Origin of the sequence: Aeromonas sp. FDAARGOS 1402 (assembly GCF_019046925.1) — a bacterium.
Taxonomy (GTDB): domain Bacteria; phylum Pseudomonadota; class Gammaproteobacteria; order Enterobacterales; family Aeromonadaceae; genus Aeromonas; species Aeromonas caviae.
In genome coordinates, this window is record NZ_CP077201.1 from 4,467,183 (window position 1) to 4,494,007 (window position 26,825).

Annotated in this window: 25 protein-coding genes and 2 pseudogenes; 10 read left to right on the forward strand and 17 right to left on the reverse strand. The window is 59.8% G+C overall.

Annotated features, from left to right (window positions below; all coding sequences use genetic code 11):
• Window positions 1-158: 158 nt before the first annotated feature.
• From I6L32_RS20820 to I6L32_RS20840, 5 genes are all read right to left on the reverse strand, one after another.
• Entirely contained in the window at window positions 159-569 is a 411-nt protein-coding gene (locus I6L32_RS20820; protein ID WP_010673720.1) for a hypothetical protein, read from the reverse strand.
• A 10-nt stretch (window positions 570-579) separates the two neighbouring features.
• The gene (locus I6L32_RS20825) at window positions 580-1,005 is read right to left on the reverse strand and encodes a DUF2787 family protein (protein ID WP_010673719.1); all 426 of its coding nucleotides are present in this window, start codon (window positions 1,003-1,005) and stop codon (window positions 580-582) included.
• 36 nt (window positions 1,006-1,041) lie between these two features.
• Window positions 1,042-1,605 carry a lecithin retinol acyltransferase family protein gene (locus I6L32_RS20830; RefSeq protein ID WP_216944437.1) on the reverse strand — a complete coding sequence of 188 codons (564 nt, stop codon included), beginning with the start codon at window positions 1,603-1,605 and terminating at the stop codon, window positions 1,042-1,044.
• A gap of 129 nt (window positions 1,606-1,734) precedes the next feature.
• Window positions 1,735-1,926, reverse strand: coding sequence for a hypothetical protein (locus I6L32_RS20835; RefSeq protein ID WP_010673717.1), 192 nt, complete (start codon window positions 1,924-1,926; stop codon window positions 1,735-1,737).
• 59 nt (window positions 1,927-1,985) lie between these two features.
• Window positions 1,986-2,141, reverse strand: a complete 156-nt coding sequence (locus I6L32_RS20840) for a hypothetical protein (RefSeq protein WP_010673716.1) — start codon at window positions 2,139-2,141, stop codon at window positions 1,986-1,988.
• 271 nt (window positions 2,142-2,412) lie between these two features.
• Here I6L32_RS20840 and I6L32_RS20845 point away from each other — a divergent pair, with 271 nt between their 5' ends.
• Window positions 2,413-2,757: a helix-turn-helix domain-containing protein gene (locus I6L32_RS20845; protein ID WP_010673715.1), complete on the forward strand. Its 345-nt coding sequence runs from the start codon at window positions 2,413-2,415 to the stop codon at window positions 2,755-2,757.
• 126 nt (window positions 2,758-2,883) lie between these two features.
• Here the strand turns inward: I6L32_RS20845 and I6L32_RS20850 are convergent, their stop codons facing one another.
• Window positions 2,884-3,861, reverse strand: coding sequence for an inovirus-type Gp2 protein (locus I6L32_RS20850; RefSeq protein WP_223925232.1), 978 nt, complete (start codon window positions 3,859-3,861; stop codon window positions 2,884-2,886).
• 722 nt (window positions 3,862-4,583) lie between these two features.
• On the opposite strand from I6L32_RS20850, the gene I6L32_RS20855 reads away from it, so the two are divergent.
• Window positions 4,584-5,810, forward strand: a complete 1,227-nt coding sequence (locus I6L32_RS20855; protein ID WP_216944438.1) for a hypothetical protein — start codon at window positions 4,584-4,586, stop codon at window positions 5,808-5,810.
• A gap of 140 nt (window positions 5,811-5,950) precedes the next feature.
• Here the strand turns inward: I6L32_RS20855 and I6L32_RS20860 are convergent.
• The 4 genes and pseudogenes from I6L32_RS20860 to I6L32_RS20875 all read right to left on the reverse strand — a co-directional run bounded on the left by I6L32_RS20860 (window position 5,951) and on the right by I6L32_RS20875 (window position 12,904).
• Window positions 5,951-6,942, reverse strand: a pseudogene (locus I6L32_RS20860) (IS481 family transposase).
• 205 nt (window positions 6,943-7,147) lie between these two features.
• A complete protein-coding gene (locus I6L32_RS20865) occupies window positions 7,148-8,563 on the reverse strand; it encodes an efflux transporter outer membrane subunit (protein WP_216944439.1) in 1,416 nt (471 codons plus the stop codon).
• Window positions 8,556-11,705, reverse strand: a complete 3,150-nt coding sequence (locus I6L32_RS20870) for an efflux RND transporter permease subunit (protein ID WP_113069987.1) — start codon at window positions 11,703-11,705, stop codon at window positions 8,556-8,558. Before I6L32_RS20870 ends, I6L32_RS20865 begins: the two co-directional genes overlap by 8 nt.
• A 17-nt stretch (window positions 11,706-11,722) precedes the next feature.
• Window positions 11,723-12,904 (reverse strand): efflux RND transporter periplasmic adaptor subunit, encoded by a 1,182-nt coding sequence (locus I6L32_RS20875; RefSeq protein WP_216944440.1) that lies wholly within the window; start codon window positions 12,902-12,904, stop codon window positions 11,723-11,725.
• A 154-nt stretch (window positions 12,905-13,058) separates the two neighbouring features.
• Between I6L32_RS20875 and I6L32_RS20880 the strand changes: the two genes are divergently transcribed.
• From I6L32_RS20880 to I6L32_RS20890, 3 genes are all read left to right on the forward strand, one after another.
• Complete coding sequence (locus tag I6L32_RS20880; RefSeq protein ID WP_216944441.1) at window positions 13,059-13,694, forward strand: TetR family transcriptional regulator; 636 nt, start codon at window positions 13,059-13,061, stop codon at window positions 13,692-13,694.
• 90 nt (window positions 13,695-13,784) lie between these two features.
• On the forward strand, window positions 13,785-14,348 hold the full coding sequence (locus I6L32_RS20885) for a bifunctional 2-polyprenyl-6-hydroxyphenol methylase/3-demethylubiquinol 3-O-methyltransferase UbiG (RefSeq protein WP_232091582.1): 564 nt from the start codon (window positions 13,785-13,787) through the stop codon (window positions 14,346-14,348).
• A 168-nt stretch (window positions 14,349-14,516) separates the two neighbouring features.
• Window positions 14,517-15,692, forward strand: coding sequence for a dicarboxylate/amino acid:cation symporter (locus tag I6L32_RS20890; protein ID WP_042014198.1), 1,176 nt, complete (start codon window positions 14,517-14,519; stop codon window positions 15,690-15,692).
• Window positions 15,693-15,755: 63 nt separating this feature from the next.
• On the opposite strand, the gene tesB is transcribed toward I6L32_RS20890, so the two are convergent.
• The 7 genes from tesB to I6L32_RS20925 form a co-directional block, all read right to left on the reverse strand.
• Window positions 15,756-16,619: an acyl-CoA thioesterase II gene (gene tesB, locus I6L32_RS20895; protein ID WP_041214836.1), complete on the reverse strand. Its 864-nt coding sequence runs from the start codon at window positions 16,617-16,619 to the stop codon at window positions 15,756-15,758.
• A gap of 181 nt (window positions 16,620-16,800) precedes the next feature.
• The gene (locus tag I6L32_RS20900) at window positions 16,801-17,172 is read right to left on the reverse strand and encodes an endonuclease domain-containing protein (protein WP_039039189.1); all 372 of its coding nucleotides are present in this window, start codon (window positions 17,170-17,172) and stop codon (window positions 16,801-16,803) included.
• Between the two features lie 212 nt (window positions 17,173-17,384).
• Window positions 17,385-18,308, reverse strand: coding sequence for a 23S rRNA pseudouridine(2605) synthase RluB (gene rluB / locus I6L32_RS20905; protein WP_010673705.1), 924 nt, complete (start codon window positions 18,306-18,308; stop codon window positions 17,385-17,387).
• Entirely contained in the window at window positions 18,301-18,993 is a 693-nt protein-coding gene (gene scpB / locus I6L32_RS20910; protein ID WP_043155571.1) for an SMC-Scp complex subunit ScpB, read from the reverse strand. Before scpB ends, rluB begins: the two co-directional genes overlap by 8 nt.
• Before the next feature lie 41 nt (window positions 18,994-19,034).
• The gene (locus tag I6L32_RS20915; RefSeq protein ID WP_216944442.1) at window positions 19,035-19,916 is read right to left on the reverse strand and encodes a ScpA family protein; all 882 of its coding nucleotides are present in this window, start codon (window positions 19,914-19,916) and stop codon (window positions 19,035-19,037) included.
• Window positions 19,909-20,529 carry an L-threonylcarbamoyladenylate synthase gene (locus I6L32_RS20920; protein WP_010673702.1) on the reverse strand — a complete coding sequence of 207 codons (621 nt, stop codon included), beginning with the start codon at window positions 20,527-20,529 and terminating at the stop codon, window positions 19,909-19,911. The genes I6L32_RS20915 and I6L32_RS20920 overlap by 8 nt, the downstream gene beginning before the upstream one ends.
• Window positions 20,530-20,654: 125 nt before the next feature.
• Window positions 20,655-21,536, reverse strand: coding sequence for a PHP domain-containing protein (locus I6L32_RS20925; protein ID WP_039039192.1), 882 nt, complete (start codon window positions 21,534-21,536; stop codon window positions 20,655-20,657).
• 424 nt (window positions 21,537-21,960) lie between these two features.
• On the opposite strand from I6L32_RS20925, the gene I6L32_RS20930 reads away from it, so the two are divergent.
• The 5 genes and pseudogenes from I6L32_RS20930 to trpCF all read left to right on the forward strand — a co-directional run bounded on the left by I6L32_RS20930 (window position 21,961) and on the right by trpCF (window position 26,816).
• Complete coding sequence (locus I6L32_RS20930; protein ID WP_201922663.1) at window positions 21,961-23,595, forward strand: anthranilate synthase component 1; 1,635 nt, start codon at window positions 21,961-21,963, stop codon at window positions 23,593-23,595.
• Window positions 23,588-23,659 (forward strand): annotated as a pseudogene (locus I6L32_RS20935) (anthranilate synthase component II); the annotation flags it as partial. The gene I6L32_RS20930 and the pseudogene I6L32_RS20935, both read left to right, overlap by 8 nt.
• A 16-nt stretch (window positions 23,660-23,675) precedes the next feature.
• Window positions 23,676-24,275, forward strand: coding sequence for an aminodeoxychorismate/anthranilate synthase component II (locus I6L32_RS20940; protein ID WP_039039194.1), 600 nt, complete (start codon window positions 23,676-23,678; stop codon window positions 24,273-24,275).
• A gap of 10 nt (window positions 24,276-24,285) precedes the next feature.
• Window positions 24,286-25,299, forward strand: a complete 1,014-nt coding sequence (gene trpD / locus I6L32_RS20945) for an anthranilate phosphoribosyltransferase (protein WP_010673697.1) — start codon at window positions 24,286-24,288, stop codon at window positions 25,297-25,299.
• Window positions 25,299-26,816: a bifunctional indole-3-glycerol-phosphate synthase TrpC/phosphoribosylanthranilate isomerase TrpF gene (gene trpCF, locus I6L32_RS20950; RefSeq protein WP_216944443.1), complete on the forward strand. Its 1,518-nt coding sequence runs from the start codon at window positions 25,299-25,301 to the stop codon at window positions 26,814-26,816. The genes trpD and trpCF overlap by 1 nt, the downstream gene beginning before the upstream one ends.
• Window positions 26,817-26,825 lie beyond the last annotated feature (9 nt).

Sequence of the window (26,825 nt, forward strand, 5' to 3'; positions counted from 1 at the left end):
GGCCAACACGTTCAGCAGGGTAGTAGCCAGAGCAAGGCAGCAGGCTTCCACGACCCACAGATAAACGCTGTAGCACTGAATGGTTAGTGCCACTATCACGTACAACCTGCGTCTCTCCCTCCCGATTGATGACCTCAGGATCAATGGCTATCGGTTTTTTAGGCATCATCGACCTCCTCTTGAGGTAAGGGGTCACTCTCCACGCAATAGCCGTGATGGATACAGGTGCGCTGCAGGTTGCTCAGAAAGTCTCCCAGTACACGGGGCTGATCAGAGAACGGGACGGGCCCTGCCTGGCTACGCCAGAAACAGCGGCGCGTGGGATCCACACATATTTCATCTATCGGCTGGCTCATGGTGCGCCAGTCCTCAGCATTGGTGAGGGAGAGAAGTTGCCACTGCATGCCAGACCAACGTAGATGCAGGGTGACGGTGCGGGCGTTCGGGCTACCAGGAGTCAGATGCAGCAACCAGCGCTCGCATCGGCGAGTCGGCTGCAGTTTGGCTTTTGCTGCGACCAGTCCCAACCACTGGCGCGAGTAGTGGGTCAGCGGCAGTTCGTTAGTCATCACACACCTCCTAATCCCCACTCACGATGACGGTGAAATACCCCAACTGGCCGTAGCCAATGAAATTGCTCTGCCACAGAGCGAACAGTTCGCGTGCTTCCACGCCGTCCAGTGGTCCCCAGCCCCGCAGATAGTGCTCGTTACAGGAGAAGTTGAAGTCAAGCTCCTTGCAGAGCTCCGCATCCTGGCCGAGCCCCTGATAGCTAAAGTCGGTGATGTAATCGAAGACCCAGCCGTGCAATCCCCGAATAAGCCGTAGCTCGACAGGGTGGACACCACCGGTTTCGGCACTGTAATCGGGACTGCGAAAGTTGAAGGTTAGGGTCGAGAGGTTGTTGAGGTCGAGCCGTTGCTCTCGCACTACGCTGCGCAGTAAACCAGGTAGCTTAGGAGAAATCGGCAGAGACATTCCTGCCAAGTGAAATGGCATAATCATAATGATGTGTCCTTCTTGTATCGAATGTGAGAAGCGTTAATCCCTGAACCAACGCCAGGCGCGGTAGAGGCCATAGGTGGCTGCAAGGGGGCCCGCCAGCGAAGAAGCCGTTGTACCCAGTAACGCACCGACTGCAGCGGTCACAGCGGTAGTCGCTGACAGGGTCGATACCGTGCTGCTGGCCATGCCAGGCAGGGCGGCCTGAGGGCGCTTCTGGGTCACTGTGCGAAGTGCCTGATGTGCGATACACCCCGTGGAAATGAGCTGGTTAATCTGCTTGCTGTAGTGAAAGCCCTCGATGCACCAGAGCACGAAGTGTTCGCAGTTGTTAAAGAGCGTGCTGTAGTGCGCCTCTCCAAGGCGGGAGTAAGCACGGTCGATGCTCTCTTCCCGATTGAAGACACGCGAACGATGGTGCTGGATACGGTAACCCCGCCCCTGGCCAAACTCGGCAAGCGTGGTGATGGCTATCTGACCGGAATGTATTCCGGCACTTACCCCCTGGTAGTGGATGACCTGATAATCCCCCAGGTAGAGGCCATGGTGCTGGTAACCGGCACGGGGTGAAACGAGGTGGTCCCCCGGTTGTGGTAATGGCATGGTTAATCCTTGTCTTTGTAAGAAAGCGGCATAAACAAAAAGGACACCATCATGGTGTCCTTTAGGGGAGATGTTCTGTTGAGCAGGAAGGAGGGACTCTTACTGATCCATCGGTGAAAACCAGAGATGTTACAGTTTGAGCGAGCGCTTCATCCCCTCTTTGGTTGCTAACTGTTTAATGAATTCAGGGGCCCACTTTTTGCCTGTCACCACATCAGCAATCATCTTGTCGCTCATATGCGGCACGTTATAAATGAGCTTGATGATAAGGCCTCCTAGGCTGCTGCCATTAATCGTTGTTAGTGTTTTCCAAATTCCCATATCGCAAACCTTTATGATGTAAATTTGACCACCTATGAGTGCACCTCAATGGAGCGCTGTCAGCGATCTCTACAGACCAACCAGTAGAGTAATCCCGCCAAAATCGGGTCGATGATCAGCCCGAGAATGAACCACCCCCAAAATGAGCGACCGTTGCTCGAGGCAACAATGCCTAGCAGCAAGGCAAGTCCGAACCATAGCAGTGGAATGATCATGTTTATTTCTCCTGTTACAGGATGTTGGCAATAGGGGGCCATCCGACGAGATCCCAAGTCGGTTGGTAGAGTGTGGCTAGCATGCTGCCAGTGGATGCACTGGTAGATGACAAAGGCCACCGTGGAAGATTAGGTATTAGATTGTGATGTGAGCTCCATTCATTTTAGGTCTAGAAATTTCAAAAATAGATCTAATTAGTTGATATTCAGCCTTTTGAGTCCTTAATGTCAATGGGTCCATGGTCAACCATAAGGGTTGACTGGAGGACTTATGACTGACATCAACTTTGAAGAGCTTGCCAAGAGCGTTGGTAAAGCGATTGGACGCCAACGCCACCAGGCAGGGCTGACTCAAGATCAAGTGGCTGAGCACCTAAAAATAGGTATGGAAGCCGTCTCCCGAATGGAGAGAGGTCTCGTGGTGCCGACAGTCGTGCGGCTCGCTGAGCTGGCTCAGCTGTTTGGCTGTGATCTCGCAGACTTCCTGTGTGAGACCAGCAATCGTCCCACCGAACAAGGCATGGTGATTAGCCAACAGTTAGCCAAACTCGACACAACAGACAGGGAGCTTGTCCTGGAGGTGGTTGGTAAGCTGGCGGCAAGACTGGCACGTTAATGGCTTGCTGTTCGCATAGATGACTGACGGATGCTGATAAACTCAGGAGGATACAATGGCACTTCCATGCGGATTTACAGCAATCTGTGCTTGGTGTCCCCTGATGATATCTATCTGAGTTTCTTTTCAATCGAACCGACAAAGTACTAACCGAGGTCTGCCAAGGCGAGGTTGGCGCGATGGTGTCTCCATACGCCCGAAGGTCCGGCGACCAGCTGGCAATACCGCCAGTATTTGCGTATCCAGCTTGGTCAGATAACTCAGTGCATTAATCAGGTTTATACGCTTGGCTGTATCGCTGTAGTGGACCATCCCAATCCCATCAGTACCCCATTCCTGATATTCCCCCCGCCTGATCTGACAATTGAAATAGCTCCCGTTATTGTCGGTTATATCCTCCCACAGCTCCCCCAGTGTTCTACTCAGCGAGATATCTCGTTGGTGAACAGCCCCATTAAAAATGAACGTAATGTGGGTATGAAAATGTCTATCAACACCAAACTCTAGTTTCCATATATAGCCGACCAATGCAGGATATTTGTTCTGTACTCGACGAAGGTAACAACGCAGGTCATCCGTCACGAGGTCTAACGTTAACTGATCGTAGTAGTATTCTTGATAGCCGATATCCAATCGGATGACTAATAGCTTGGCATGCTGGTCGAATAGGCTAGTAACATACGTCTCTATACTGAGCTGATTGCGGTATTCAACGCGTTTGAGGTTCTTTAGGCGCTTACGGTGGACCTTACTCTTGAACTCTCTTAGAAAAGCATACAGCGCGTTATTGATATCCCTGGCCAATTCGTCACCGACATCACTATCGAGATCTTTCTCATGGATGAGGTGCAATCCATAGACCTCTCGCATATGCGTTAGGAATAGCTCTATCGTTGGATGTGATGACGATATTTCCTCATGACAATAAAAATAATCACACACGGTATCCAACGCATTAAAGAGTTTGGTTGATAGCCTACGACCTATGCAAGTGATGCGTGACTTATCTGGTGCTGAATAAACGGCTCTGACAATAGGAAGCGTTTTATTTTGGAGCAGGTCTGGTATGGATAGGATATCTAAAAGTCTGACTGGGTTAAACATGATAACCTCGTTTAGGCAGGAGTAACCCTACACTGTGTGATAAACACACGCGTACATAGGGCGATTAGTGGAGTGGTATTGGTTATATATGAGAGGCTGTATAGATAACTAGTGTTGAACTAAATAATAAATAAACCTAATGTTCGATACATTCATTTTCCCATCTAAATATCCGAACGAAAACATAAGAGGGAAACCCCATTTTATTTAATTGACAACTATTCAACACATGCGAGTTGAGGCTGTAAGTTATGGAGCTCACTAAGTGTGATAAGTGCACTCCAGACTGACTTCGACGCTATAGCTATAGACAATGTACTCACGACAACCAATTGAGTACTGAATTGTCTCGGATGGTTTGGGGTATAAGTAGTCATAGCAAGCTAACATTTCCATACCGAACTGATTGATAAGGTGGTTGATGAGCAGATTTTTGTCTTGGCTGATCATGGTTATGTCGTGATTTTTGTCATCAGAAGGGTGTGTCAGTAAAAAAAACATTAAGAAAATATGTATAGAATACAGATGGATATCTTAGATAAACAGTTTATCGGTCTACCTGTCGCCTTCACGATCGCGGATAGATGGTATAGGATAGCCAGAACACATAATCGTAAGCCATTGTTTTTTATGCACTAAAAAAGAATATTAACTTTAATGGGGGGGGGGTCGTGGAATCAATTAGGTGTAAATATTCCTACCTTTCGGCTATAAATGAAGAGATGAGGCTTGCTTTCTTAAATTTTAATGAGTGTAGCCACTCTATTTACTATCGCATAGATAAGAGTGGCTCAATTTTGATTAATGCATCATCAAAACAACCTTCTGTGATTTTTTTAGGTTCATTTTATAGCGCACTCACTAGTTTTACTTCATGCATTATTAAATTAAACTCAGTTAAAGAATCGCTCCCTCCCCCAAAGAAAACAAAAGAAATAATAAGACCTGAAGCTAAAAGCGTTAACGTTTTGGATGTTGCCTATGAGCTACGAGATGAAATTGAAAAATTAAAAACTCATAAAATAAATCCATTGCTATACTTTTTTATAGAATTCTGTAAGTGCCATCGCATCAATATTTATGATATGCATCCACTTGATATACGTAAAAACTTCATGACGTTTATTTATCATAAACCGTATTACACAAGTGTAGCTAACCCTATAAAGGACATGAGTAAAGAGAGCGTTAATGACAATGAAACTCGCAAAACAAAAGTTATTAACAAGAAACAGATTAAAGAGTTCTATTTTTCTGCAGAGAAAAATATTGCTTCTTGTATAAATTACATTGATGATCTAGTTAAGATTCATGGTGGGTTACGTGTAGTTACGATGCGACTTGGGATAATACCAAATAAAGACATATTTGATGACCCTTTTAAACGTGCAACATCCTTTTTAGATTGCGAGAGTGATTTAATCAGCATGCTGCATCTGAAAGACCGTCTATTAAGGAACTTAGTTAGAGACGCAACATTAAAAAACATGGTTGGTTATATAATAAAAGTGGATCACTCACCATATATAGGGTTCCATATCCACTTCATCTCTATATTTACCTCTGACATTGAAAGTGATTTACCACTATTAATATATGAATTCTGGAACAATAGGATAACCGAGAAAACTGGGTACACATGGGGTTATCGTTTTGAGTCCCCTGCCTCAAGAAATGCATATGGTGATGAGTACACTCTTAGCATTGATGATTCCAAGGATAAGCTTGATTTAAAATTATTTATTAGGCAAATGCTGCTGCGAGACAAATTAATCAAGATCGATATTCCTAAGAGGCGTACTTTAGAACGAGGCATAATCCGCGACACCATTGAAAACAGAATACTATTAAGTAGTGAAAAAAGGGATATTTTACGTGATATATTTAGAAAAGCAAAAGATGACAATGTATCTATTAAGTCTCTAGTGGAGTTTTTCTCACAGGTTTAGCTAACACTTGTTTTTGTAAAATCACTACTATTGAAAATATCTCAAAAATCAATTTGTGATTATTTAATGCAGTGTTGTTGATTATAATAACTGTACCGATATGGTTATCACCTGACACCGGCCTCAAACCGGTGTTTTGGTTACGCTGATTTAGAGCGCAGTTCCTTCGGTGTCAACTTTTGCCCCTTCTTGAACATACGATAGGAGGTATGTACCTCCAACATCCTACCCAGATGTGACAGCTGGGTGTTGCAGCGCTCCAGATAGCGATGTAAGTCTGTCTGAATCTGCCCCACTGACTCATTCCGGGACCTTACGGCTTGGTCGTCCGCCTCTTGATAAGGAAGTGTTCATCCAGCATGGTACGATGCAGTCGTTCGATAAAGTCATTGCTCTGTGGCCTGCGTACCGTGTTAGCCCAGAGTTCAATCCCCCAGTTGCAAGAACAGCTCGTTGGGATGATGGTCAGGGCGTCCGCAGAACGCGCGCCAGTTATCTGACAGGAGATGGGATAGACACACGGTTCATGTGCTTCAAAGAACGGCAGGACCGTTTCATTGAGCACATGAACCGAAGTCACCGGCAACTTGCCGGTATAGTGCCGTCCCCAGGCATGACGGTTTTAGCCGTCCAGCACGATTTCCAGATACACCTTGTCCCCCTTGAGTACACCGACGATGAAGGTATCGCACGCCACCAGTTCCCCAATGTAGTTAACTTCGATCTGGCGTTCGCGAAACTCAGGACTGAAGCGCTAGAGCAGGCGAACTTATTCATCATTGAGCTCCATCGTCTACTCCCGATGGGTTTTCTCGAGGCACAACAAGCGGCCGAGCTTGGAAAGCAGGTCGTGACGTTGTCATACGCCACTCAGATCGCCCGCACTGACGTTGATGCTTTGCAGACACGTCTTTGTGCAGACCACAGCGGGTACTGGGTTGGTGAGAGAGTTATCGAGGATGGCCTGTTCAATCTCGGGAGCGACCCGGTTGGGATGTGCCCTTTACAGCCGGGCAGTTTGTCGAGCAAGCCCTCGGCCGATCAGCTTGCAGGCTTTGCTTACGTTATTGAGATCTTTGGCGAGCTTTAACAAGCGGAGTTTACAGCGTGCTATTTTCTCGTTGCAGGTCAACGGTGACTCCAGATAACACGGTAGGGATACCGTTTTGTTATCCGGTTTGAAGCCATATGACCACTCCCTTGTGGACAACAGTCAGGTGAATAGCACTTTCATACCTTTGTCACCTGCCTCGATTTGGCTTCTCGACATGACAGATAAAAAAACGGGGCGAACCTAGTGGCTCGCCCCTGATGCTTTTTACGTCAACCCCGAGGGGTCAACCCTGTTTGTCTGATGCCGGCTCTGCGTCCTTCGGCGCCTGCCAGCCGCCACCGACGGCCTTGTAGAGGGCGACCTGGTTACTCAGCTGGGCGAGCCGGGTGCTGATGAGCCCCTGCTTGGCGCTGAACAGGGAGCGCTGGGCATCGAGGCGGGTCAGGTAGCTGTCCACCCCTTGCTCGTAACGCACCTCCGCCAGCCTGAAGTAGGTCTGATTGGCATCCACCAGCGCCTGTTGCGCCTGCAGTTGCTGCGCGTAGTCCGCCTGGGCACCGAGGGTGTCCGCAACCTCCTTGAAGGCGGTCTGGATGCTCTTCTCGTAGCTGGCCACCGCCTGCCTGGTCCCCACCTCGGCCACGTCCAGATCCGCAACGCGCTTGCCGCCATCGAAGATGGGCAGATTGATCTGGGGCATGAAGGTCCAGGTGCCGGTGCCGCCGTCAAACAGACCGCTCAGCTGGTTGCTGGCGGTGCCCGCCGTCGCGGTGAGCGAGATGGTCGGGAAGAAGGCGGCACGGGCCGCCCCTATGTTGGCGTTGGCCGCCTTCAGGTTGTGCTCCGCCGCCAGGATGTCCGGGCGTTGCTGCAACAGGCTGGAGGGCGCCCCCACCGGGATCGGCGCCAGTTTCACCTCGGCCAGGGTGGCCGGTTGTGCCGCCAGCACCGGGATATCGGTGCCAAGCAGCAGGGCCAGACCGTTTCTGTCCTGCTTCACCAGACGCTGGTATTGCGCCTGGCTGACCTTGGCGTTTTCCAGTGCCGTGCGCCCCTGGGCCAGCGCCATCTCGGAGGCGGCGCCCAGGCGGTATTTGTGCTCGGTCAGGGCATAGCTCTCCTGCTCGGTGGCGAGGGTCGCCTGGCTCAGGGCCAGCAACTCCTGATCCGCCAGCAGGGTGAAGTAGGCATTGGCCACCGAGGCCACCAGCGCAATCTGGGTGCTGCGCTGGGTCTCGATTTGCGCCAGATAGGTCTCAAGGGCCTGATCTTTCAGGCTCTGGATCCGGCCAAACAGATCCAGCTCATAGGCGGTGATGCCGATGTTGGCGCCGTACTGGCTGCTGATGGTGCCCTGCCCCGTACTACTGAGATCGTCGGATCCCTGCTGGCGGGTGCCGCTGCCACTGGCGGCCAGGGTCGGCAACTGGGCCGCCCGCTGGATACGGTATTTCGCCTCGTAGGCCTCGACGTTGAGGGCTGCCAGGCGCAGATCCCGGTTGCTCTCAAGGGCGGTGCCGATCAGCGTCTGAAGGGCCGGGTCCTGGAACTGCTGGCGCCAGGGGGCAAGTTCCCCCTTGGCGGCCAGGTCAGCTTGCCAGGAGGCGCCTTGGGGCAGCTCGGGGCGCTGGTAGTCGGGGGCCATGGAGCAGCCCCCCATCATCAGGGTCACGCCCAGGGCGATCAGGGTCTTAGTCATGGTTGATCTCCTTGGTGTGGACACTCTCTTCCCCGGCATGCTTGCGTTCGGTGAAATAGCGCATCACCAGCACAAAGAACAGCGGCACGAAGAAGATGGCGAGCACGGTGGCACTGATCATCCCCCCCATCACGCCGGTCCCGATGGCGTTTCGGCTGCTGGCGCCTGCCCCGGTGCTGATCACCAGGGGCAGTACCCCCAGGATAAAGGCGAGCGAGGTCATCAGGATGGGGCGCAGACGCTGACGCGAGGCCTCCACCACCGCATCCCCGAGCCTCATCCCCTTGTCGTGCAGCTCCTTGGCGAACTCGACGATGAGGATGGCGTTCTTGGCCGACAGCCCGATCGTGGTGAGCAGGCCCACCTGGAAGTAGACGTCATTCTCAAGCCCGCGCAGGGTCGCGGCCAAAATGGCCCCCAGCACCCCGAGCGGCACCACCAGCATGACCGAGAACGGAATGCTCCAGCTCTCGTAGAGGGCCGCCAGACAGAGGAAGACCACCAGGAGCGAGATGGCGTACAGGGCCGGCGCCTGGGAGCCTGCCTGACGCTCCTGGAAGGAGAGGCCGGTCCACTCGATGCCGATCCCTTCCGGCAACTGCTTCACCATCTCCTCGATGGCCGCCATGGCATCACCCGTACTCTTGCCAGGGGCCGCCTCACCGACGATCTCCATGGCGGAGACACCGTTGTAGCGCTCAAGACGGGGCGAGCCGAAGCTCCACTCCGTGCTGGCAAAGGCGGAGAAGGGCACCATCTGGCCCGCGCTGTTGCGCACGTACCACAGCTTCAGATCTTCCGGGTTCATCCGGAAAGGGGCATCCGCCTGCAGATAGACCTTCTTGACCCGGCCTCTGTCGACGAAGTCGTTCACATAAGAGGAGCCCCAGGCCGCCGACAGGGTGTTGTTGATGTCGGTGATGGAGAGCCCCTGGGCCAGCGCCTTCTCGTAATCGATCTTGATGTCGAGCTGGGGCGTGTCTTCCATCCCGTTCGGGCGTACCCGCACCAGGTTGGGATCCTGCGCCGCCATGCCGAGCAGCTGGTTGCGCGCCTGCATCAGCTTCTCATGACCCAGACCGCCACGGTCCTGCAGGAAGAAGTCGAAGCCGGTGGCCGTGCCGAGTTCCGGAATGGGGGGCAGGTTGAAGGCGAAGACCTGGGCTTCCTTGATGCTGAACAGGAACCCCATGGCGCGGCCGATGATGGCATTGGCGCTGCGCTCTTCTCCCTTGCGCTCGCTCCAGTCCTTGAGCTTGATGAAGGCCATGCCGCTGTTCTGACCGCTACCGGCGAAGCTGAAGCCCGCCACCGTCAGCACGGAGTCCACGTTCTCCTTCTCGTTCTCGAGGAAGTAGTCGCGCATCTCCCCGAGCACCACCTCGGTCCGCTCCTTGGTTGCCCCCACCGGGAGCTGCACCATGGACATGATGACCCCCTGATCCTCTTCCGGCAGGAAGGAGGTGGGCATGCGCATGAAGAGCACCGCCAGCACCGCCAGCATGGCCAGATAGATGATGCCGTAGCGGGTGCCCTGCTTGATCACCTTGCGCACGCCGTTCTGGTAACGGTTGGCGTTGGTGTCGAAGAAGCGGTTGAACCAGCCGAAGAAACCGCGCTGGGCGCCGAATTCACCGTGCTTCATGGGTTTGAGCAGGGTGGCGCACAGGGCCGGGGTCAGGATCAAGGCCACCAGCACCGAGAGCACCATGGCCGAGACGATGGTGAGGGAGAACTGGCGATAGATGGCACCGGTAGAGCCTCCGAAGAAGGCCATGGGCACGAACACCGCCGACAGCACCAGGGCGATGCCCACCAGGGCGCCGGTGATCTGGGTCATGGACTTGCGGGTCGCCTCGAGGGGGGAGAGATCCTCCTCGCTCATCAGACGTTCCACGTTCTCCACCACCACGATGGCATCATCCACCAAGAGGCCGATGGCGAGCACCAGACCGAACATGGTCAGGGTGTTGATGGAGAAGCCGAAGGCCGCCATCACCCCGAAGGTGCCGAGCAGGACCACGGGCACCGCGATGGTCGGAATGAGGGTCGCCCGGAAGTTCTGCAAGAACAGATACATGACGCAGAACACCAGGAAGATCGCCTCGATCAGGGTCTGCACCACCTCCTCGATGGAGATCTTCACGAACGGCGTGGTGTCGTAGGGATAGACGATTTCCATGTTGGCCGGGAAGTACTCGGAGAGTTCACCCAGCTTGGTCCGCACGTGCTCGGCAGTGTCCAGGGCGTTGGCACCGGTCGCCAGCTTGATGGCGACGGCGGCGGTGGCCTGGCCGTTGTAGAGCGCGGTCGCGTCGTAGTCTTCACCGGCAAGTTCGACCCGGGCCACGTCCTTGAGCTGGACCTTGGATCCGTCCTGGTTCACCCGCAGTAGGATGTTGTTGAACTCCTCCACGGTGGAGAGCCGGGTCTGGCCCATGATGGTGGCGGTAAATTGCTGATCGCTCACCGCAGGGGTCCCCCCCAGCTTGCCGAAGGCAACCTGGGCGTTCTGGGCCTTGATGGCGGCCTGAATGTCGGCCGGGGTCATCTGCACCCGGTTGAGCTTGTGGGGATCGAGCCAGACGCGCATGGAGTACTGGCTGCCGAACAAGGTGATGTCACCGACCCCGTCCAGACGGCTCAGGGGCTCCTTGATGTTGGCTACCACATAGTCCGCCAGGTCATCGTTGGTCATGGCGCCATCGGTGGAGATGAAGGCGGCCACCATCAGGAAGCTGCTGGAGGTCTTCTCGACCCGCACGCCCTGTTGCTGCACCTCTTGGGGCAGGAGCGACATGGCCTGTTGCAGCTTGTTTTGCACCTGCACCTGGGCGATGTCGGGATCCGTGCCCGGCTTGAAGGTGAGGGTCACGCTGACGTTCCCTGACGAGTCGGATTGCGCCGACATGTAGAGCAGGTGATCCAGCCCGGTCATGTTCTGCTCGATGATCTGGGTCACCGAGTCTTCCACCGTCTTGGCGGAGGCCCCCGGGTAGCTGGCGGAGATGCCAACCGCCGGCGGGGCGATGGTCGGGTACTGGGCCACCGGCAGGCCGATGATGGCCATGGCCCCGGCCAGCATGATCACCAGGGCGATCACCCAGGCGAAAATGGGTCTATCTATGAAAAAACGTGCCATGAGGCGACTACTCCATCCTACTGCTTGGTTGCCGGGGTCTGTTGTGCGCTGTTACCGGCACGTTCAGTGGGCGCCACCACGACCCCGGGTTTGACTTTCTGCAGACCGGCGACGATCACCTTCTCGCCAGCCTTGAGACCGGACTCCACCACCCAGCTGTCGCCGGACATGCGGCCGACCTGCACTTCACGCAGTTCCACCTTGTTGTCCGCCGTCACCACCATGACGGTGGCACCGCCCTTGGGGGTACGGGTCACGGCAGTCTGGGGCACCAGCAGGCCTTGCGGGCGCTCGCCCTCCTGCAGGGTGGCGCGCATGAACATGCCGGGCAACAGCAGTTGATCCGGGTTGGGCACGATCACCCGCAGGGTCACCATGCCGGTCGCCTCGTCCACGGTCACGTCGGAGAACTGGAGGGCTCCTTTCTCGCCATACTGGCTGCCATCTTCCAGCTGGAAGCTGACACCGGCCCCGTCCTTCTCCCCCTGGGTCAGCTTGCCCTCGGCCACCAGGCGCTTGAGGCGCAGCAGGTCGGCGGTGGACTGGCGCACGTCCACGTACATGGGATCGAGCTGGGAGATGGAGGTGAGGCTGTCCGCCTGCTGGGCGGTCACCAGGGCTCCCTCGGTCACCGCCGACTTGCCGATGCGGCCGCTGATGGGGGCCGTGATGCGGGTGTAAGCCAGGTTGATGTTGGCGGTCTGCAATGCGGCCTTGGTGGCCCCGATCTCGGCCAGCTGCTGTTTCCAGGCCGCGTCGGCGTCGTCATACTCCTGGCTGCTGATGGCTTTCACCTTCACCAGCTCGGCGTAGCGCTGGGCCTTGAGGCGGGCGCTGCGCTCGTTGGCCTCGGCCTTGGCGAGGTTGGCCTTGGCGGAAGCCACTTCGGCCTGATAGACGGCGGGATCAATCTGATAGAGCAGTTGACCGGCCTTGACGTCGCTCCCCTCGATGAACAGGCGCTTGAGGATGATGCCGTTCACCTGGGGACGCACCTCGGCCACCCTCAGGGGGGCGGTGCGGCCGGTGAGCTCGGACAACAGTTGCAGGGGGGCCGTATGGAGGGTGACCACGTCCACGGCGGCGGGAGGCATCTCCCCCATGGCCTGCTGGGCCCCGTCCTTGTCACCACAGCCAGCCAGCAGGCCGCTTGCCAGCAAGGCAAGGCCGACCGAACGTGCGAGAATATGTTTATGCATCAAGTCTCTGAACCTCAGTTTCAATCAAAAAGAAGTGACAAAACCACAGGGTTTATAAGGCCCCTGTTGGTAAAACGGCGAAGATGAGGCAATATACATACATTCATGAATGTATGTAAGAAACTTTTTTCACTTTTAAACAGGACCGGAGTCAATGGCCAGACGCACCAAAGAAGAGGCGCAGCAAACCCGCTGCAACATCATGAGCACGGCCCTGGATCTCTTCTGCCAACAGGGGCTGGCGCGCACCAGCCTGACCGATATCGCCAAGGCGACGGACCTCACCCGGGGCGCCATCTACTGGCACTTCAAGAATAAAGAAGAGCTGTTCGTCACCCTGTGGGAGGAGCTGTTTGCCCCCCTCTCCCACCAGCTCGATGCCTGCGTCGACGAGGCGGAGCCGGATCCCCTGGGCAAGCTGCGCAGCTTTCTCAAGGAGGTGATGCTCAAGATCAGCACCGAGCCCGCCCACCAGCAGATGTTCACCATCATGTTCAATCTGGAATCCATGGAGGGAGAGGCCGCCGTCATGCGCGAGCACATGCACCTGCAATCCATTAATTTCTTCCGGGATCTGGAGATCACCCTGGCCAATGCCGTGCACCGCGGCCAACTGCCCGAGGGGCTGGATCTGCGCCGCGCCGCCACCCTGCTCCACTGCACCCTGGACGGCTACATCATCAACTGGCTGCACTTCCCGGATCGCATCGATCTGATTGAGGAGTCGGACTTTCTCCTCGATACCCTGTTCACCCTCATCGCGAGCCCCACCCTTCGCCGCCACCCCTGAGTCGGCAAGACGCGCCGCCCCCGCCAATGCTCAACAGCCGGGGGCAAACCTGCTAGAGTAACGCCCCCCACCACGATGAGCCCGACACCCTTGCCACACGCCCCCGCGCCGGCGCACGACGCCGCCCCTCGCCCCGCCCCCGTGGCAGGCGCCCATGCCCTCTTCCTGGCCCTGCTGGGCAGCGGCCGTCATCTGCTGGAGGCCGGTTGCGGGGCAGGAGAGGATCTGCGCCTCTTTCGCCAGCAAGGCCTCACCGTGACCGCCTTCGATGCGAGCCGGGCGCAGGCCGCCGCCGCCTCGCGCCTGTGCGGCCAGCCGGTGCGGGTCTGCCGCTTTGAGCAGATGCAAAGCGTCGTTCCCTATGACGGCATCTGGGCCAGCGGCTCCCTCCCCTGTCTGCCCGAACACGAGATAGCCCCGGCGCTCGGTCATCTGGCCACCCTGCTCAAGGCCGGGGGCCCCCTCTACGCCTCCTTCCCCCACGGGGAGGGCGAACCGCTGCAACGGTCGGGGGAATATCGCCTGCAGACCCGGCTCGACGAGGCGGGGCTGCGACGCCTGATCGCTCCCCTCCCCTTCACCCTGCACCACGGCTGGGTGGGGGAAGATGAGGTGAACGGCCCCTGGCTGCACGCCTTGCTGGTGCGGCGCTGATCCGCGAAAGCCCCCGGGGACAGTGACACCTCACGGCATTCAGCCCATTAACAATATTTAACCCTGAGTTAACCACCGTAAAGCAGACAAGATGCGGTGTTTGTGTTAAAAAGCGGCATTAAAATCAAAATTAAATAACAAATCAGACACCAACACCTGGATTCCCCCATGAAACTCGTTCTCAATCTGGTTGCCGGTATCCTCGCCGGCCTGCTGCTCGGTCTCTATGCCCCCGAATGGGTCGCCCGCGTGCTGTTCACCGCCAAGACGGTGATAGGCCAGCTCATCACCTTCACCATCCCGCTCATCATCCTCTTCTTCATCATGAGCGGCATCGCCAGCCTGCCGAAGAACTCCGGCAAGCTGCTGGGCAAGACGGTGGGGCTCTCCTACTGCTCCACCATACTGGCGGGCCTGTTCGCCTTCACCGTGGCAAGCCACCTGATCCCGCACCTGACCACGGCCGCCGAGCCCACCGCCGAGGCTGCCACCAAGCTCGCTTCCTACATCAACCTCGAGATCCCGCCCCTGTTCGGGGTGATGTCGGCCCTGGCCGCCGCCTTCGTGTTCGGCATCGGCATCAGCGCCACCCAGGCCACCGACCTGCGCCGGGTCGCCGATCAGGGCCGTGACATCATCGACCGCCTGCTGGCACGCGTGATCATTCCCCTGCTCCCCTTCTACATCGCCGGCGTCTTCGTCGAGATGACGGTGGAAGGCACCGTCTTCGCCACCCTCAAGACCTTCGGGGTAGTGCTGGTGATGGCCATCGTCATGCACTGGATCTGGCTCTGCGTCCTGTTCGTCGGCACCGGTCTCGCCCAGGGGCGCTCCCCCGTCATGCTCATCAAGAACATGCTGCCCGCCTACTTCACCGCCCTTGGCACCATGTCCAGCGCCGCCACCATTCCGGTGGCCCTGCAAGCCAGCAAGCGCAACGGCGTGAGCGACGGCATCGCCAACTTCACCGTGCCCCTGTGCGCCACCATCCACCTGTGCGGCTCCACCATCACCCTGGTAACCTGCGCCACGGCGGTGATGTTCCTCTCCGAACACCTGGCCATTCCGGGCTACGGCACCATGGTGCCCTTCATCATGATGCTGGGCGTCATCATGATTGCCGCGCCGGGCGCACCGGGTGGCGGTGTCATGTCCGCGCTCGGCCTGCTCACTTCCATGCTCGGCTTCGGTGAGGCCTCCATCGCCCTGATGATCGCCCTCTACCTGGCCCAGGACAGCTTCGGCACCGCCTGCAACGTCACCGGTGACGGCGTCATCGCCCTGTGGGCCGACCGCTTCGCCCGGGGCGAGCCAGCACTCAGCACCGAGCAGGACGCAGCCTGATAGCGCAGGCAATAAAAAACGGGAGCCATCGGCTCCCGTTTTTCGTTGGCGCAAGGGGGCGTCTCAGCCCCGGCGGCGGATCACCCCTTCCTGCATGGTGCTCGCCACCAATACCCCATCCCGGGTGAAAAACTGGCCGCGCACCAGACCCCGACCGCCGCTGGCGCTCGGGCTGTCCACCACGTAGAGCAGCCAGTCGTCCAGCCGGAACTCCCGGTGGAACCACATGGAGTGATCGATGGTGGCCACCTGCATGTCCGGCTCCCAGTAGGAGACCCCGTGGGGCTGCAGGGCGGCGAACAGGAAGTGGAAGTCGGAGGCATAGGCCAGCAGGTAGTTGTGGACCCGCTGATCGTCCGGCACAGGGCCATTGGCCTTGAACCAGGTGTAGCGAAGGGGCTCGTGAACATCCGGGCGAATGGGGTCCACCAGGGTCACGGGGCGAATTTCGATGGGCTTCTCGCACAGGATCTTGTCCCGCAGGGCCGCCGGGATCATCTGCTCGTAGGGACGCACCAGCTCCAGCTCGCTCTTGAGCTGCTCGGGGGGCGTGATGCCGCCCGGCATCTTCGCCTGGTGCTCGAAGCCCTCGGCCTCCACCTGGAAGGAGGCGTTGAGGTAGAAGATGGGCTTGCCATTCTGGATGGCCTTGACCCGGCGGGTGGAGACGGTCTGGCCGTCGCGGATGTTCTCCACGTCGTAGACGATGGGCTTGTTGGCATCCCCGGGGCGCAGGAAGTAGGAGTGGAAACTGTGGACCTGGCGGTCGCTTGCCACCGTCTGCTTGGCGGCTGACAAGGCCTGCCCCATCACCTGTCCGCCAAACACGGATCGCAACCCGAGATCCTGGCTCTGGCCCCGAAACAGGCCCTCCTCGATCTTTTCGAGCGCCAGCAACGCCAGCAGCTCATCCAGTACCTTGCTCATTGGTTTCTCCTGTCTTTGTGCGCGAAAGGCTAACAAGCCCGTCCCGGCAGGGCAACCATCCTGATGCACATCCCCGTCTGCAACCCCCTCCCCTTCAAAAAAGGGAAGTGTATGACGCTTTCCAGCCCGTACAGAGGGCACTCTGGCCCCCTCCCCTGGCAAGGGGAGGGCTGGGGTGGGGTCAGACGCGATCAAGCCATGCCCGAATAGAGACAACCACCCCGGGTAGATTTTCCATCACCTCCCTGTTGCTAAATCTCAGTACCGTCAGCGACAGGGCCGCCATGTAGGCATCCCGTCGCTTGTCATGACGCAGACCCCGCATGTCAAAATGGCTGTCGCCATCAACCTCAATGACCAACAACCGCCCGGGGCAGTAAAAATCCGCAATGTATGGGCCTATACCTTGCTGACGGCGAAACTTGACTCCGAGTTGCCCAGCCCGAAGCGCCTGCCACAATCGCCGTTCAGGCTCTGTTGGATTGTTTCGTTGTTCACGCCGTTTATCCAGCGTGGCCTCGCGGTTGAAAACACGAACTGGCTTCTCGTTCATGACAGTATTCCTCCGACTATGCCCCTGTCAGCATAACAACTACTCACCCCCTCCCAGCCTCCCCCTTCAAGAGGGGGAGGAGCTTGTCTGGCCCTTTCTCTCCCCTGGGCGATTCAGTCTCAAGGAGCCCGGCAGGAGCAGAAAACAAAAAAGCCCGCACCTTGGGGTGCGGGCTTGTGGCGTGTCCGGGGCGAGCGGCCCGTGGTGGCGGCTTACTTGCTGCCGGTGCCGGAATTGCGGGTGGAGGAGGTAGGCTTGCGACGGGCGGTGGTGGCACGGGCGCGCGGCTCCTTGCCCTGCATCTCCTTGTGGCGCTTCACGGCGCGACGGATCTGGGCGGCCTGCTTGTGGCGGGTGCTCTTGCCATCCTGCTGCAGATCGACCTTGGATTCGGTCTCGTTGGGCAGGTTGACCAGGCCGCGCAGGTAGTTCACTTCGGGCAGTTTGAGCTCCTGCCAGCCACCGCGGGGGATGCCGCGATCCAGGGTGACGTCGCCGTAGCGGATACGCATCAGGCGGCTCACCTGCACTTCCTGGGATTCCCACAGGCGGCGCACTTCCCGGTTGCGGCCCTCGGTCAGGGTGACGTTGAACCACTGGTTCAGACCCTCGCCACCGGCGGGCTTGATCTTGTTGAACTTGGCCATGCCGTCTTCCAGCTGCACGCCCTTGCGCAGGCGCTGCAGCATGGCTTCGGTGATCTCGCCAAAGACCCGCACCGCGTATTCCCGCTCCACTTCGTGGCTCGGGTGCATCAGGCGGTTCGCCAGCTCGCCGTCGGTGGTGAACAGCAAGAGACCGGAGGTGTTGACGTCGAGGCGGCCGACCGCTATCCAGCGGGCGCCATCCATCTTGGGCAGACGATCAAACACGGTGGGACGTCCTTCCGGATCGTGGCGGGTGCACATCTCCCCTTCGGGCTTGTGGTAGGCCAGCACGCGGCAGATCACTTCCTCTGCGGCGCGGGTCTTGACCTGGTGGCCATCCACCCGGATCACGGCGTTCACTTCGACGCGATCCCCCAGCGTGGCGACCTTGCCATCCACGCTGACCCGACCTGCGGTGATCAGGGCCTCCATCTCACGACGGGAGCCTTGACCCGCGCGGGCCAATACTTTTTGCAGTTTTTCACTCATCGGGTTTACCTGATTGTTGATCGCTGCCCGCCGACATCGCGGACAACCTTGGCTCTTGTGGGACGGCCCCGTTGGCCTCCCCACCATGTTCATGCTCAGCACGGCCTGCCAGAGGCTGACCGTCACCGCCCTCGCCCGGCATGAGCGACAAGGGGGCCTGCAGCTCGGGATCCAGCTCGGGGAGCTGCTCCAGACTCTGCAGGTTGAAATAGTCCAGAAATTCACGGGTGGTGGCGAGCAGCTCGGGGCGACCCGCCACCTCCTTGTGGCCGATGCTGCGCACCCAGCCACGCTCCTTGAGGGTGTTGACGATCTGGCTCGACACCGCCACCCCGCGGATGGCTTCTATCTCCGCCCGGGTGATGGGCTGACGATAGGCAATCAGCGTCAGCGTCTCCATCACGGCGCGGGAATAACGGGGAGCCCGCTCGCTCCACAGGCGCGACAGCTCCTCGGCATACTCCTGGCGGGCCTGGAAACGCCAGCCGGAGGCCACCTCTTTGAGCTCGACCCCCCGCTCGCTGTAATCCTGTCTGAGCTCTGCCAGCAGCAGCTGGACATAGCGGCCGGTGACCGGGTAGTCCGAGAGCACGCTGCCCTTGATTTCGCTCACCGTGAGGGGACGCCCCGCCACGAAGATCGCCGCCTCGATCAGGGTTTTCAATCGTTCAGCAGGCAGCGCCACGGTGGACCTCCCGGGTCCACGCCCCTGGCGCAGCCCCTCGCTCAGTGTAGATGCTCATGCTCCTCCCCCTTCCCCTCACTCGCCAGGGCAAAATGGATGGGGCCCAGAGGCTCCGCCTGCAAGATCCAGATCAATTGTTCCTTGCACAGCTCCAGCAGGGCCAGGAAGGTCACCAGCACCCCCATGCGCCCCTCCTCGGCTCGCAGCACCTGCTCCAGGCGCAGGGTCTGGCCCAGGGAGAGCATGGCGAGGATCTCCGCCATCCGTACCCGGGTCGGGATCTGCTCGCGGCGGATCTGGTGATGTTCAAAATGAGTCGCGCGTTTTACCACACTTTGCATGTAAAGGGCGAGTTCAACCAGAGAAACATCGGGCGCCAATGGCTTCAAGGCACCAAAATCCGGCGCCATGGCGGCGGCGACGAAGATCTCCCGCTCCACCCTCGGCAGGGCATTGACCCGCTCCGCCCCCAGCTTGTAGCGCTCGTACTCCTGCAGGCGACGAATGAGGGTGACGCGAGGGTCTTCCCCCTCCTCCTCGTCTTCCAGCTCCGGGGCCTTGGGCAGCAGCAGGCGGGACTTTATCTCCGCGAGCCAGGCCGCCATCAGCAGGTATTCCGCCGCCAGCTCGAGGTTGAGCCCCTGCATCAGATCCACGTACTCCATGTACTGGGCGGTGATCTGCAGGATGGGCAGGTTGAGGATGTCGAGCTGCTGGCGCCGGATGAGGTAAAGCAAGAGATCCAGCGGCCCCTCGAAGGTGTCGAGAAACACCTCCAGCGCATCGGGGGGGATGAACAAGTCCTGGGGCAGCTCATGGTAGGGCTGCCCCAGCACGGTGGCGATGGGCGGGGGAAGGGAAGCCTCCCCCGTCGTGCCCGCGGGGGTTGTCAGCGCGGGCACGGGGTCGGCAAGATCACTCAAACGGCGTCGGATCCCCGGCACCGCGGCGACGCAGCACAGGCTCGTCGTCGGAGAAGTCCACCACAGTTGTGGGCTGCTCGCCCAGATACCCGCCGTTGACCACCAGATCCAGCTGCTTGCCGAGCTTGTCGGCAATCTCCTCAGGGTCGAACTCCGCCATCTCGGAGCCCGGCAGGATCAGGGTGGTGGAGAGCAGCGGCTCACCGAGGGCCTCGAGCAAGGCCAGCGCGATGTTGTTGGCCGGGACCCGGATGCCGATGGTCTTCTTCTTCTCGTTCATGAGGCGACGCGGCACCTCCTTGGTGGCCTTGAAGATGAAGGTGTAGGGTCCGGGGGTGTTGTTCTTGACCAGCCGGAAGGCGGTGTTGTCCACCTTGGCATAGGTGGAGATCTCCGAGAGATCACGGCACACCAGGGTGAAGTCGTGGTTCGGCTCGATGCGACGGATGCGGCAGATGCGCTCCAAAGCATCCTTGTTGCCCATCTGGCAGCCCAGGGCGTAGCCGGAGTCGGTGGGATAGACGATGACGCCGCCGTTTTGCAGGATCTGCACCGCCTGGCTGATGAGGCGAACCTGGGGATTGTCGGGATGTACGTAAAAATGCTGACTCATATGCTCTTCTCGCGATAGGGGGCACGCTCGTTGCCCGCTTCATGGTCAAGGGCCCCTTGGCCCATGACACTACCTTAACCTGTTTGACGCAGACTCGCCTGCATCAAAGATGCCGGCCCGGGGGGTCAGCGGCTGGCCAGCAGGCCCGCATGCTCCTCGGGGGTGAGCCCGAAATGACCGGGGTGACCGAGCCACAGCGGCATCCCCTCCTTGGGGAGCCAGAGGTGGCGGCCAAGCTCGGTCCAGTTGGAGGGGAAGTGAAAATCGGACCCCACCGAAATATAGAGATCGTGCTCCCTGGCCCACTGGCCGAGATTCGCCCGCTCCTGTGGGCTCTGCTGGGGCAGGGAGACCTCCATGGCATCCCCCCCGACGGCCTTGAAGGCCACCAGCAGCCGCTTGATCCACTTGGCGGTGAGATTGTAGCGGCTCGGGTGGGCCAGCACCGCCAGCCCGCCTGCGGCGTGGATGGCCTCGATGGCCTCCCCCATCCCGGGCCACTCGGCGGGCACATAGCCCTTGTTGCCCCGGCTCAGGTACTTCTTGAACACCTTCTGCATATTGTCGGCCACCCCGCGCGCCACCAGCACCCGGGCAAAGTGGGCCCGAGTCACGGCGGCGTCACCGGCGAGCTGCTTGGCCTCTTCATAGGTGCCCGGGATGAGGCACTTCTCCAGACGACGCCCGATCTCCTCGGCGCGCGCCTCTCGGCGGGCTCGCTGCCCTGCCAGAAAGGCGAGCAACTGGGGATTTTTCTCGTCCACCCCGAGGGCCACGATGTGGATCTCGTGATGCTCCCACCCGGTGGAGATCTCCACCCCGCTCACCAGGCGCAGTGGCAACTGGTCGGCCGAGATGGTCTGGCGCACCTCCTCAAGCCCGTCGAGGGTATCGTGGTCAGTGACCGCTAACACCTCCACCCCTTTTTCGGCGGCGCGGCGCACCAGGTCGGCGGGGCTCAGCACCCCGTCCGAGGCGGTGGTGTGGCAATGAAGATCGAATCTCATCGGCGTGTTTCGCTCTTGTTTGGGACCTGCCTGGAAAAGGCCGGCAAAAAAGCGACTTGACTTGGCCGCGGCTTTATCGTTTTCTGTAGGCACTTCATTGCAAACATCTTTTTACAGGACTCAATCTCATGCAAGCGACTTCCATCCTGACCATCTGGTGGTGGCACACTCCCTGACATGCGGGCGTGTGGTCGTTGCTGTACCTGTAATCTGACAGCAAGTTAAGAACCCAAAGAAAAAGCCCGCTGACCCCAGCGGGCTTTTTTATTATCCGGCAAATGGACCTGTGATGAAACCGACAATTCAGAGAAGCACACTGACATGGCGATGGCGAACTCGCTGACGTGACCCGAACCCGACCCATTTTCAAGAGAGACAGCGCCATGACCATCGGTGACACACAACACATGCAAGGGAAGGCATTATGACAGGCAACAAGACCCGTTTGCCCCTGGGCGAATTCGATACCATCCGGCTCAATGCCCCCTATGTGACAGACCCCCTGGCACTCTATACCCGACTCTGCCAGGACAGACCCAACAACCTGCTGCTCGAATCGGTGGAGATCGACTCCAAGGCCGGCACCCAGAGCCTGCTGCTGGTGGACGCCTGCCTGCGCATCGAGTGCCGCGGCCGCGCCGTACAGGTGCGCCCCCTCGGCGACAACGGCGCCGCCCTGCTGCGCCTGCTGGAGCAGCGCCTGCCCACCGTCATCACCCAGACCCGGGTGGCGGACGAGCTGCACCTCGACTTCCCGGCGTCCGATCGGGAGCTTGACGAAGACAGCCGCCTCAAGGGCAGCAGCGTGCTGGACGTGCTGCGCACCCTGCAGCGGGAACTGCAATGCCAGCAGGGCAAAGAGGCCCTCTTTATGGCGGGCAGCTTCGCCTACGACCTCATCGCCTCCTTTGAAGACTTGCCCGAGGTGCCAGAGGGGAGCAACGACTGCCCCGACTACTGCTTCTATGTGGCCGAGACCCTGATCACCATCGATCACATCAAGCAGAGCACCCAGTTGCTGGCCTGCCTGTTCGGCGGCGAAGAGGATGAGCAGCTGGACGCACGCTACGCCCGCCTGACCGCTCGCCTCGAGTCCTTCAAACAGGCCTGTCAGCAGCCGCTGCCTGCGCCACAGGGTACGGCGCCGCTGACCGGCGCCCTGGCCGTCGACAAGGGGGACAAGCAGTTCTGCGCCGAGGTCGAGAAGCTCAAGGGCTTCATCCGCCGTGGTGACATCTTCCAGGTGGTGCCGTCCCGCAGCTTCTCCCTCCCCTGCCCGGATCCCGTCGCCGCCTATCGCCGCCTCAAGCAGACCAACCCCAGCCCCTACATGTTCTACGTGCAGGACGAGGGCTTCACCCTGTTTGGCGCCTCCCCCGAGAGCGCAGTCAAGTTCTGCGCCAACAGCCGCCAGGTGGAGATGTACCCCATCGCCGGTACCCGCCGCCGCGGCCTCAACCCGGACGGCAGCATCAACCTGGATCTGGACGGCCGCATCGAGCTGGAGCTGCGTCAGGACGAGAAAGAGGTGGCCGAGCACCTGATGCTGGTGGATCTGGGCCGCAACGACATCGCCCGCATCTCCGCCCCCGGCACCCGCTACGTCAAGGATCTGCTGAAAGTGGATCGCTACAGCCACGTCATGCACCTGGTCTCCCGGGTGGTGGGCACCCTTCGCGCCGACCTTGACGCCCTGCACGCCTACCAGGCCTGCATGAACATGGGCACCCTGACCGGAGCCCCCAAGCTGCGCGCCAGCGAGCTTATCCGCATGGTGGAAGGCAAGCGTCGCGGCAGCTACGGCGGCGCCGTGGGTTACCTGAACGGCGCAGGGGAAATGGACACCTGCATCGTCATCCGCTCCGCCTTCGTGAAAGAGGGGGTCGCCCATGTCCAAGCCGGCGCCGGGGTGGTCTATGACTCCAAACCCCAGGCCGAGGCGGACGAGACCCGCGCCAAGGCGGCGGCCGTGCTGGCCGCCATCGCTGCCAGCCATGGCACCTCCCTGCAGGCCCTCAGCGCCCAGCAGGAACAACACAAGGACGTGAGCCATGACTAACATCTTCCTGCTCGACAACTTCGATTCGTTCACTTACAACGCTTTGGCCGACCAGTTCCGCACTTCGAAGGAGCAGTCCCATGACTAATATCTTCCTGCTCGACAACTTCGATTCATTCACTTACAACCTCGTCGACCAGTTCCGCACCCTGGGCTACCCGGTGCGCATCTACCGCAACAGCCTGCCGGCGAGCCGCATCATGCAGGAGATCGACGCCTGCGAAGGGGACGCCGTGCTGGTGCTCTCCCCGGGGCCGGGCGCTCCCCATGAGGCGGGCTGCCTCATCGATCTCATCAAGCTGGCCCGGGGCCGGGTGCCCATCCTCGGCATCTGCCTCGGTCATCAGGCCCTGTGCGAAGCCTACGGCGGCACCGTCGGGGCGGCGGGGGAAATCGTCCACGGCAAGCGCTCGCTGATTGAGCACAACGGCCATGGCGCCTTCGCGGGGCTGCCGAGCCCCTTGCCGGTGGCCCGCTACCACTCCCTGGTGGCCACCTATGTGCCACAAGAGTTGCAGGTGATTGCCCACTATCAGGGCATGCCCATGGCCATCGAGCAGCGTGACGAGCGGGTGCTGGGCTTCCAGTTCCACCCGGAATCCATCATGACCAGCGAAGGGGCCCGCCTGCTCACCCAGGCCCTCGCCCATGTCACCCGTCCAGAAAGCCACGTGCGGTAAGGAAGAGACCATGCATCAACATCTCAACACCCTCTATCAGGGTCAGTCTCTCACCCGCGATGCCGCCCGCGACGCCTTCGGCCAGGTGGTTCGTGGTGAAGTGGATCCCATCGTGCTCGCGAGCCTTTTGACCGCCCTCAAGATCAAGGGGGAGACCCCGGAGGAGATCGCCGGCGCCGCCGAGGCGCTGTTGGCCGAAGCGCGCGACTTCCCGCGCCCGGACTATGCCTTCTGCGACATCGTCGGCACCGGGGGAGACGGCCTCAACACCATCAACGTCTCCACCACCTCGGCCCTGGTGGCCGCCGCCTGCGGCCTGAAAGTGGCCAAGCACGGCAACCGCTCGGTCTCGAGCAAGTCGGGGTCGAGCGATCTGCTCGATAAAATGGGCATCAAGCTCGACATGAGCCCGGCCCAGGCCCGTCGCTGCCTGGACGAGCTCGGGGTCTGCTTCCTGTTCGCCCCCCAGTACCACGCCGGGGTACGCCACGCCATGCCGGTGCGCCAGGCCCTCAAGACCCGCACCCTGTTCAACGTGCTGGGGCCGCTCATCAACCCCGCTCGCCCCAGCTTCCAGCTGATGGGGGTCTATGCCCCCGAGCTGGTGCGCCCCATCGCCGAAACCCTGCTGGCACTCGGCCTGAAAACCGGTATGGTGGTGCACGGCGCGGGCCTCGACGAGATTGCCATCCACGGCCCGACCCAGGTGGCGGAGATCCGCGACGGCGAAATTCGCGAGTACTTGCTCACCCCGGCGGACTTTGGCCTCGACACCTACCCGGTCAGCGCCATCCAGGGCGGTGAGCCCGAGGAGAACCGCGCCATCACCGCCGCCATCCTGGAAGGGCGCGGCAGCCCGGCCCACAACGCAGCCATCGCCGCCAACGTGGCGCCGCTCCTGGTGATGGCGGGCGAGGCCCCGGACTTTAGGCAGGCCGCCGCCCGGGTGCTGGCGGTGCTGGCAAGCGGCCAGGCCGCTCTCCTCGCCCGGGATCTCGCCACCCTGAGCCATCAGGAGGCATGATGTCAGCCACCACCACAGCGTGCCCCAGGGGCACTCACCCAGAACGCCCGACGGGCAACAGCCAGCTTCGCAAGGATAACGAGATGTCAGATGTCATTGCTCCCCACGCCTTTCTGAACATGGCCTCCATCAGCCAGACCATTCTCGGCAAGATCGTGGCGGCCAAGCAGGAGTGGGTCGCCGCCCGCAAGGAGAGCCAGCCCCTGGCGAGCTTCCAGGACGCGCTGACCCCGAGCGATCGGGACTTCGAGGGGGATCTGCGCAAAGGCTCCACCCGCTTCATTCTGGAGTGCAAGAAGGCCTCCCCCTCCAAGGGCTTGATCCGCAACGACTTCAGCCCGGAGGCCATCGCCGACATCTATGGCCACTACGCCACCGCCATCTCGGTGCTGACGGACGAGAAGTTCTTCCAGGGGGATTTCGCCTTCCTGCCCCGGGTACGGGGTCGCGTCCAGCAGCCGGTGCTCTGCAAGGACTTCATGATTGACCCCTATCAGGTCTATCTGGCCCGCCACTATCAGGCGGACGCCATCCTCCTGATGCTCTCCGTGCTCACCGACGAGGGGTATCGCGCCCTGTTCAAAGTGGCGAAAGAGTTGGGCCTCGGGGTGCTCACCGAGGTGAGCAACGAGGAGGAGCTGACCCGCGCCATCGACCTCGGCGCCCCGGTGATTGGCATCAACAACCGGGATCTGCGGGATTTGAGCGTCGATCTTGCCCGCACCCGGCAGCTGGCGGCCAGGATCCCGGGGGATCGGGTGGTGATCAGCGAATCCGGCATCAACCACCGCGCCCAGGTGGCGGCCCTGCGCCACCACGCCAAGGGCTTCCTGGTGGGCTCTTCCCTCATGGCGGAGCCGGATCTGGAGGCCGCGGTGCGCAAGCTCGTGCTCGGCCAGAACAAGGTGTGCGGCCTGACTCGTCCCGAGGACGCCGCCGCCGCCCATCAGGCGGGCGCCGTGTTCGGCGGCCTGATTTTTGTGGCGAAAAGCCCGCGCTACGTGGACATTCCCGCCGCCCGCGCCGTGATGGCGGGTGCGCCGCTCTCTTACGTCGGGGTGTTTCGCAATGCCCAGCCCGCCACCATCGCCAAGACGGTGGATGCGCTGGGGCTCGCCGCCGTGCAACTGCACGGGGATGAAGACGCCGCCTATATCGAGACCCTGCGCCCCCTGCTGCCGGCGGGCTGCCAGATCTGGAAAGCGGTTGGAGTCACAAGTGGCGAGCCCCTGCCCGCCCTCGACTACCCGGCGGATCGCCTGCTGCTCGATACTGTCGTGAAAACTGCGGTCGGCAGCCAGAGCGGCGGCACCGGCCAGGCGTTCGACTGGACCCTGCTGGCCCATCTCGATAAAGCCAGGCTGATGCTGGCGGGGGGCCTCAACCCCGACAACGCCCTCGAGGCCGCGCAAGTGGGCTGCCTCGGCCTTGATTTCAACTCCGGGGTGGAGAGTGCCCCGGGCAGGAAGGATGCCCACAAGCTGGCGGCCGCCTTTGGTGCCCTGCGCCAACTGTGAGCGCCCCGT

What these genes read in the sequence shown, in the direction of transcription:
- I6L32_RS20820 (WP_010673720.1), bottom strand. Translation starts at nt 569, where the DNA reads ATGACTAACGAACTGCCGCTGACCCACTACTCGCGCCAGTGGTTGGGA.
- I6L32_RS20825 (WP_010673719.1), bottom strand. Translation starts at nt 1,005, where the DNA reads ATGATTATGCCATTTCACTTGGCAGGAATGTCTCTGCCGATTTCTCCT.
- I6L32_RS20830 (WP_216944437.1), bottom strand. Translation starts at nt 1,605, where the DNA reads ATGCCATTACCACAACCGGGGGACCACCTCGTTTCACCCCGTGCCGGT.
- I6L32_RS20835 (WP_010673717.1), bottom strand. Translation starts at nt 1,926, where the DNA reads ATGGGAATTTGGAAAACACTAACAACGATTAATGGCAGCAGCCTAGGA.
- I6L32_RS20840 (WP_010673716.1), bottom strand. Translation starts at nt 2,141, where the DNA reads ATGATCATTCCACTGCTATGGTTCGGACTTGCCTTGCTGCTAGGCATT.
- I6L32_RS20845 (WP_010673715.1), top strand. Translation starts at nt 2,413, where the DNA reads ATGACTGACATCAACTTTGAAGAGCTTGCCAAGAGCGTTGGTAAAGCG.
- I6L32_RS20850 (WP_223925232.1), bottom strand. Translation starts at nt 3,861, where the DNA reads ATGTTTAACCCAGTCAGACTTTTAGATATCCTATCCATACCAGACCTG.
- I6L32_RS20855 (WP_216944438.1), top strand. Translation starts at nt 4,584, where the DNA reads ATGAGGCTTGCTTTCTTAAATTTTAATGAGTGTAGCCACTCTATTTAC.
- I6L32_RS20865 (WP_216944439.1), bottom strand. Translation starts at nt 8,563, where the DNA reads ATGACTAAGACCCTGATCGCCCTGGGCGTGACCCTGATGATGGGGGGC.
- I6L32_RS20870 (WP_113069987.1), bottom strand. Translation starts at nt 11,705, where the DNA reads ATGGCACGTTTTTTCATAGATAGACCCATTTTCGCCTGGGTGATCGCC.
- I6L32_RS20875 (WP_216944440.1), bottom strand. Translation starts at nt 12,904, where the DNA reads ATGCATAAACATATTCTCGCACGTTCGGTCGGCCTTGCCTTGCTGGCA.
- I6L32_RS20880 (WP_216944441.1), top strand. Translation starts at nt 13,059, where the DNA reads ATGGCCAGACGCACCAAAGAAGAGGCGCAGCAAACCCGCTGCAACATC.
- I6L32_RS20890 (WP_042014198.1), top strand. Translation starts at nt 14,517, where the DNA reads ATGAAACTCGTTCTCAATCTGGTTGCCGGTATCCTCGCCGGCCTGCTG.
- tesB (WP_041214836.1), bottom strand. Translation starts at nt 16,619, where the DNA reads ATGAGCAAGGTACTGGATGAGCTGCTGGCGTTGCTGGCGCTCGAAAAG.
- I6L32_RS20900 (WP_039039189.1), bottom strand. Translation starts at nt 17,172, where the DNA reads ATGAACGAGAAGCCAGTTCGTGTTTTCAACCGCGAGGCCACGCTGGAT.
- rluB (WP_010673705.1), bottom strand. Translation starts at nt 18,308, where the DNA reads ATGAGTGAAAAACTGCAAAAAGTATTGGCCCGCGCGGGTCAAGGCTCC.
- I6L32_RS20920 (WP_010673702.1), bottom strand. Translation starts at nt 20,529, where the DNA reads ATGAGTCAGCATTTTTACGTACATCCCGACAATCCCCAGGTTCGCCTC.
- I6L32_RS20925 (WP_039039192.1), bottom strand. Translation starts at nt 21,536, where the DNA reads ATGAGATTCGATCTTCATTGCCACACCACCGCCTCGGACGGGGTGCTG.
- I6L32_RS20930 (WP_201922663.1), top strand. Translation starts at nt 21,961, where the DNA reads ATGACAGGCAACAAGACCCGTTTGCCCCTGGGCGAATTCGATACCATC.
- I6L32_RS20940 (WP_039039194.1), top strand. Translation starts at nt 23,676, where the DNA reads ATGACTAATATCTTCCTGCTCGACAACTTCGATTCATTCACTTACAAC.
- trpD (WP_010673697.1), top strand. Translation starts at nt 24,286, where the DNA reads ATGCATCAACATCTCAACACCCTCTATCAGGGTCAGTCTCTCACCCGC.
- trpCF (WP_216944443.1), top strand. Translation starts at nt 25,299, where the DNA reads ATGTCAGCCACCACCACAGCGTGCCCCAGGGGCACTCACCCAGAACGC.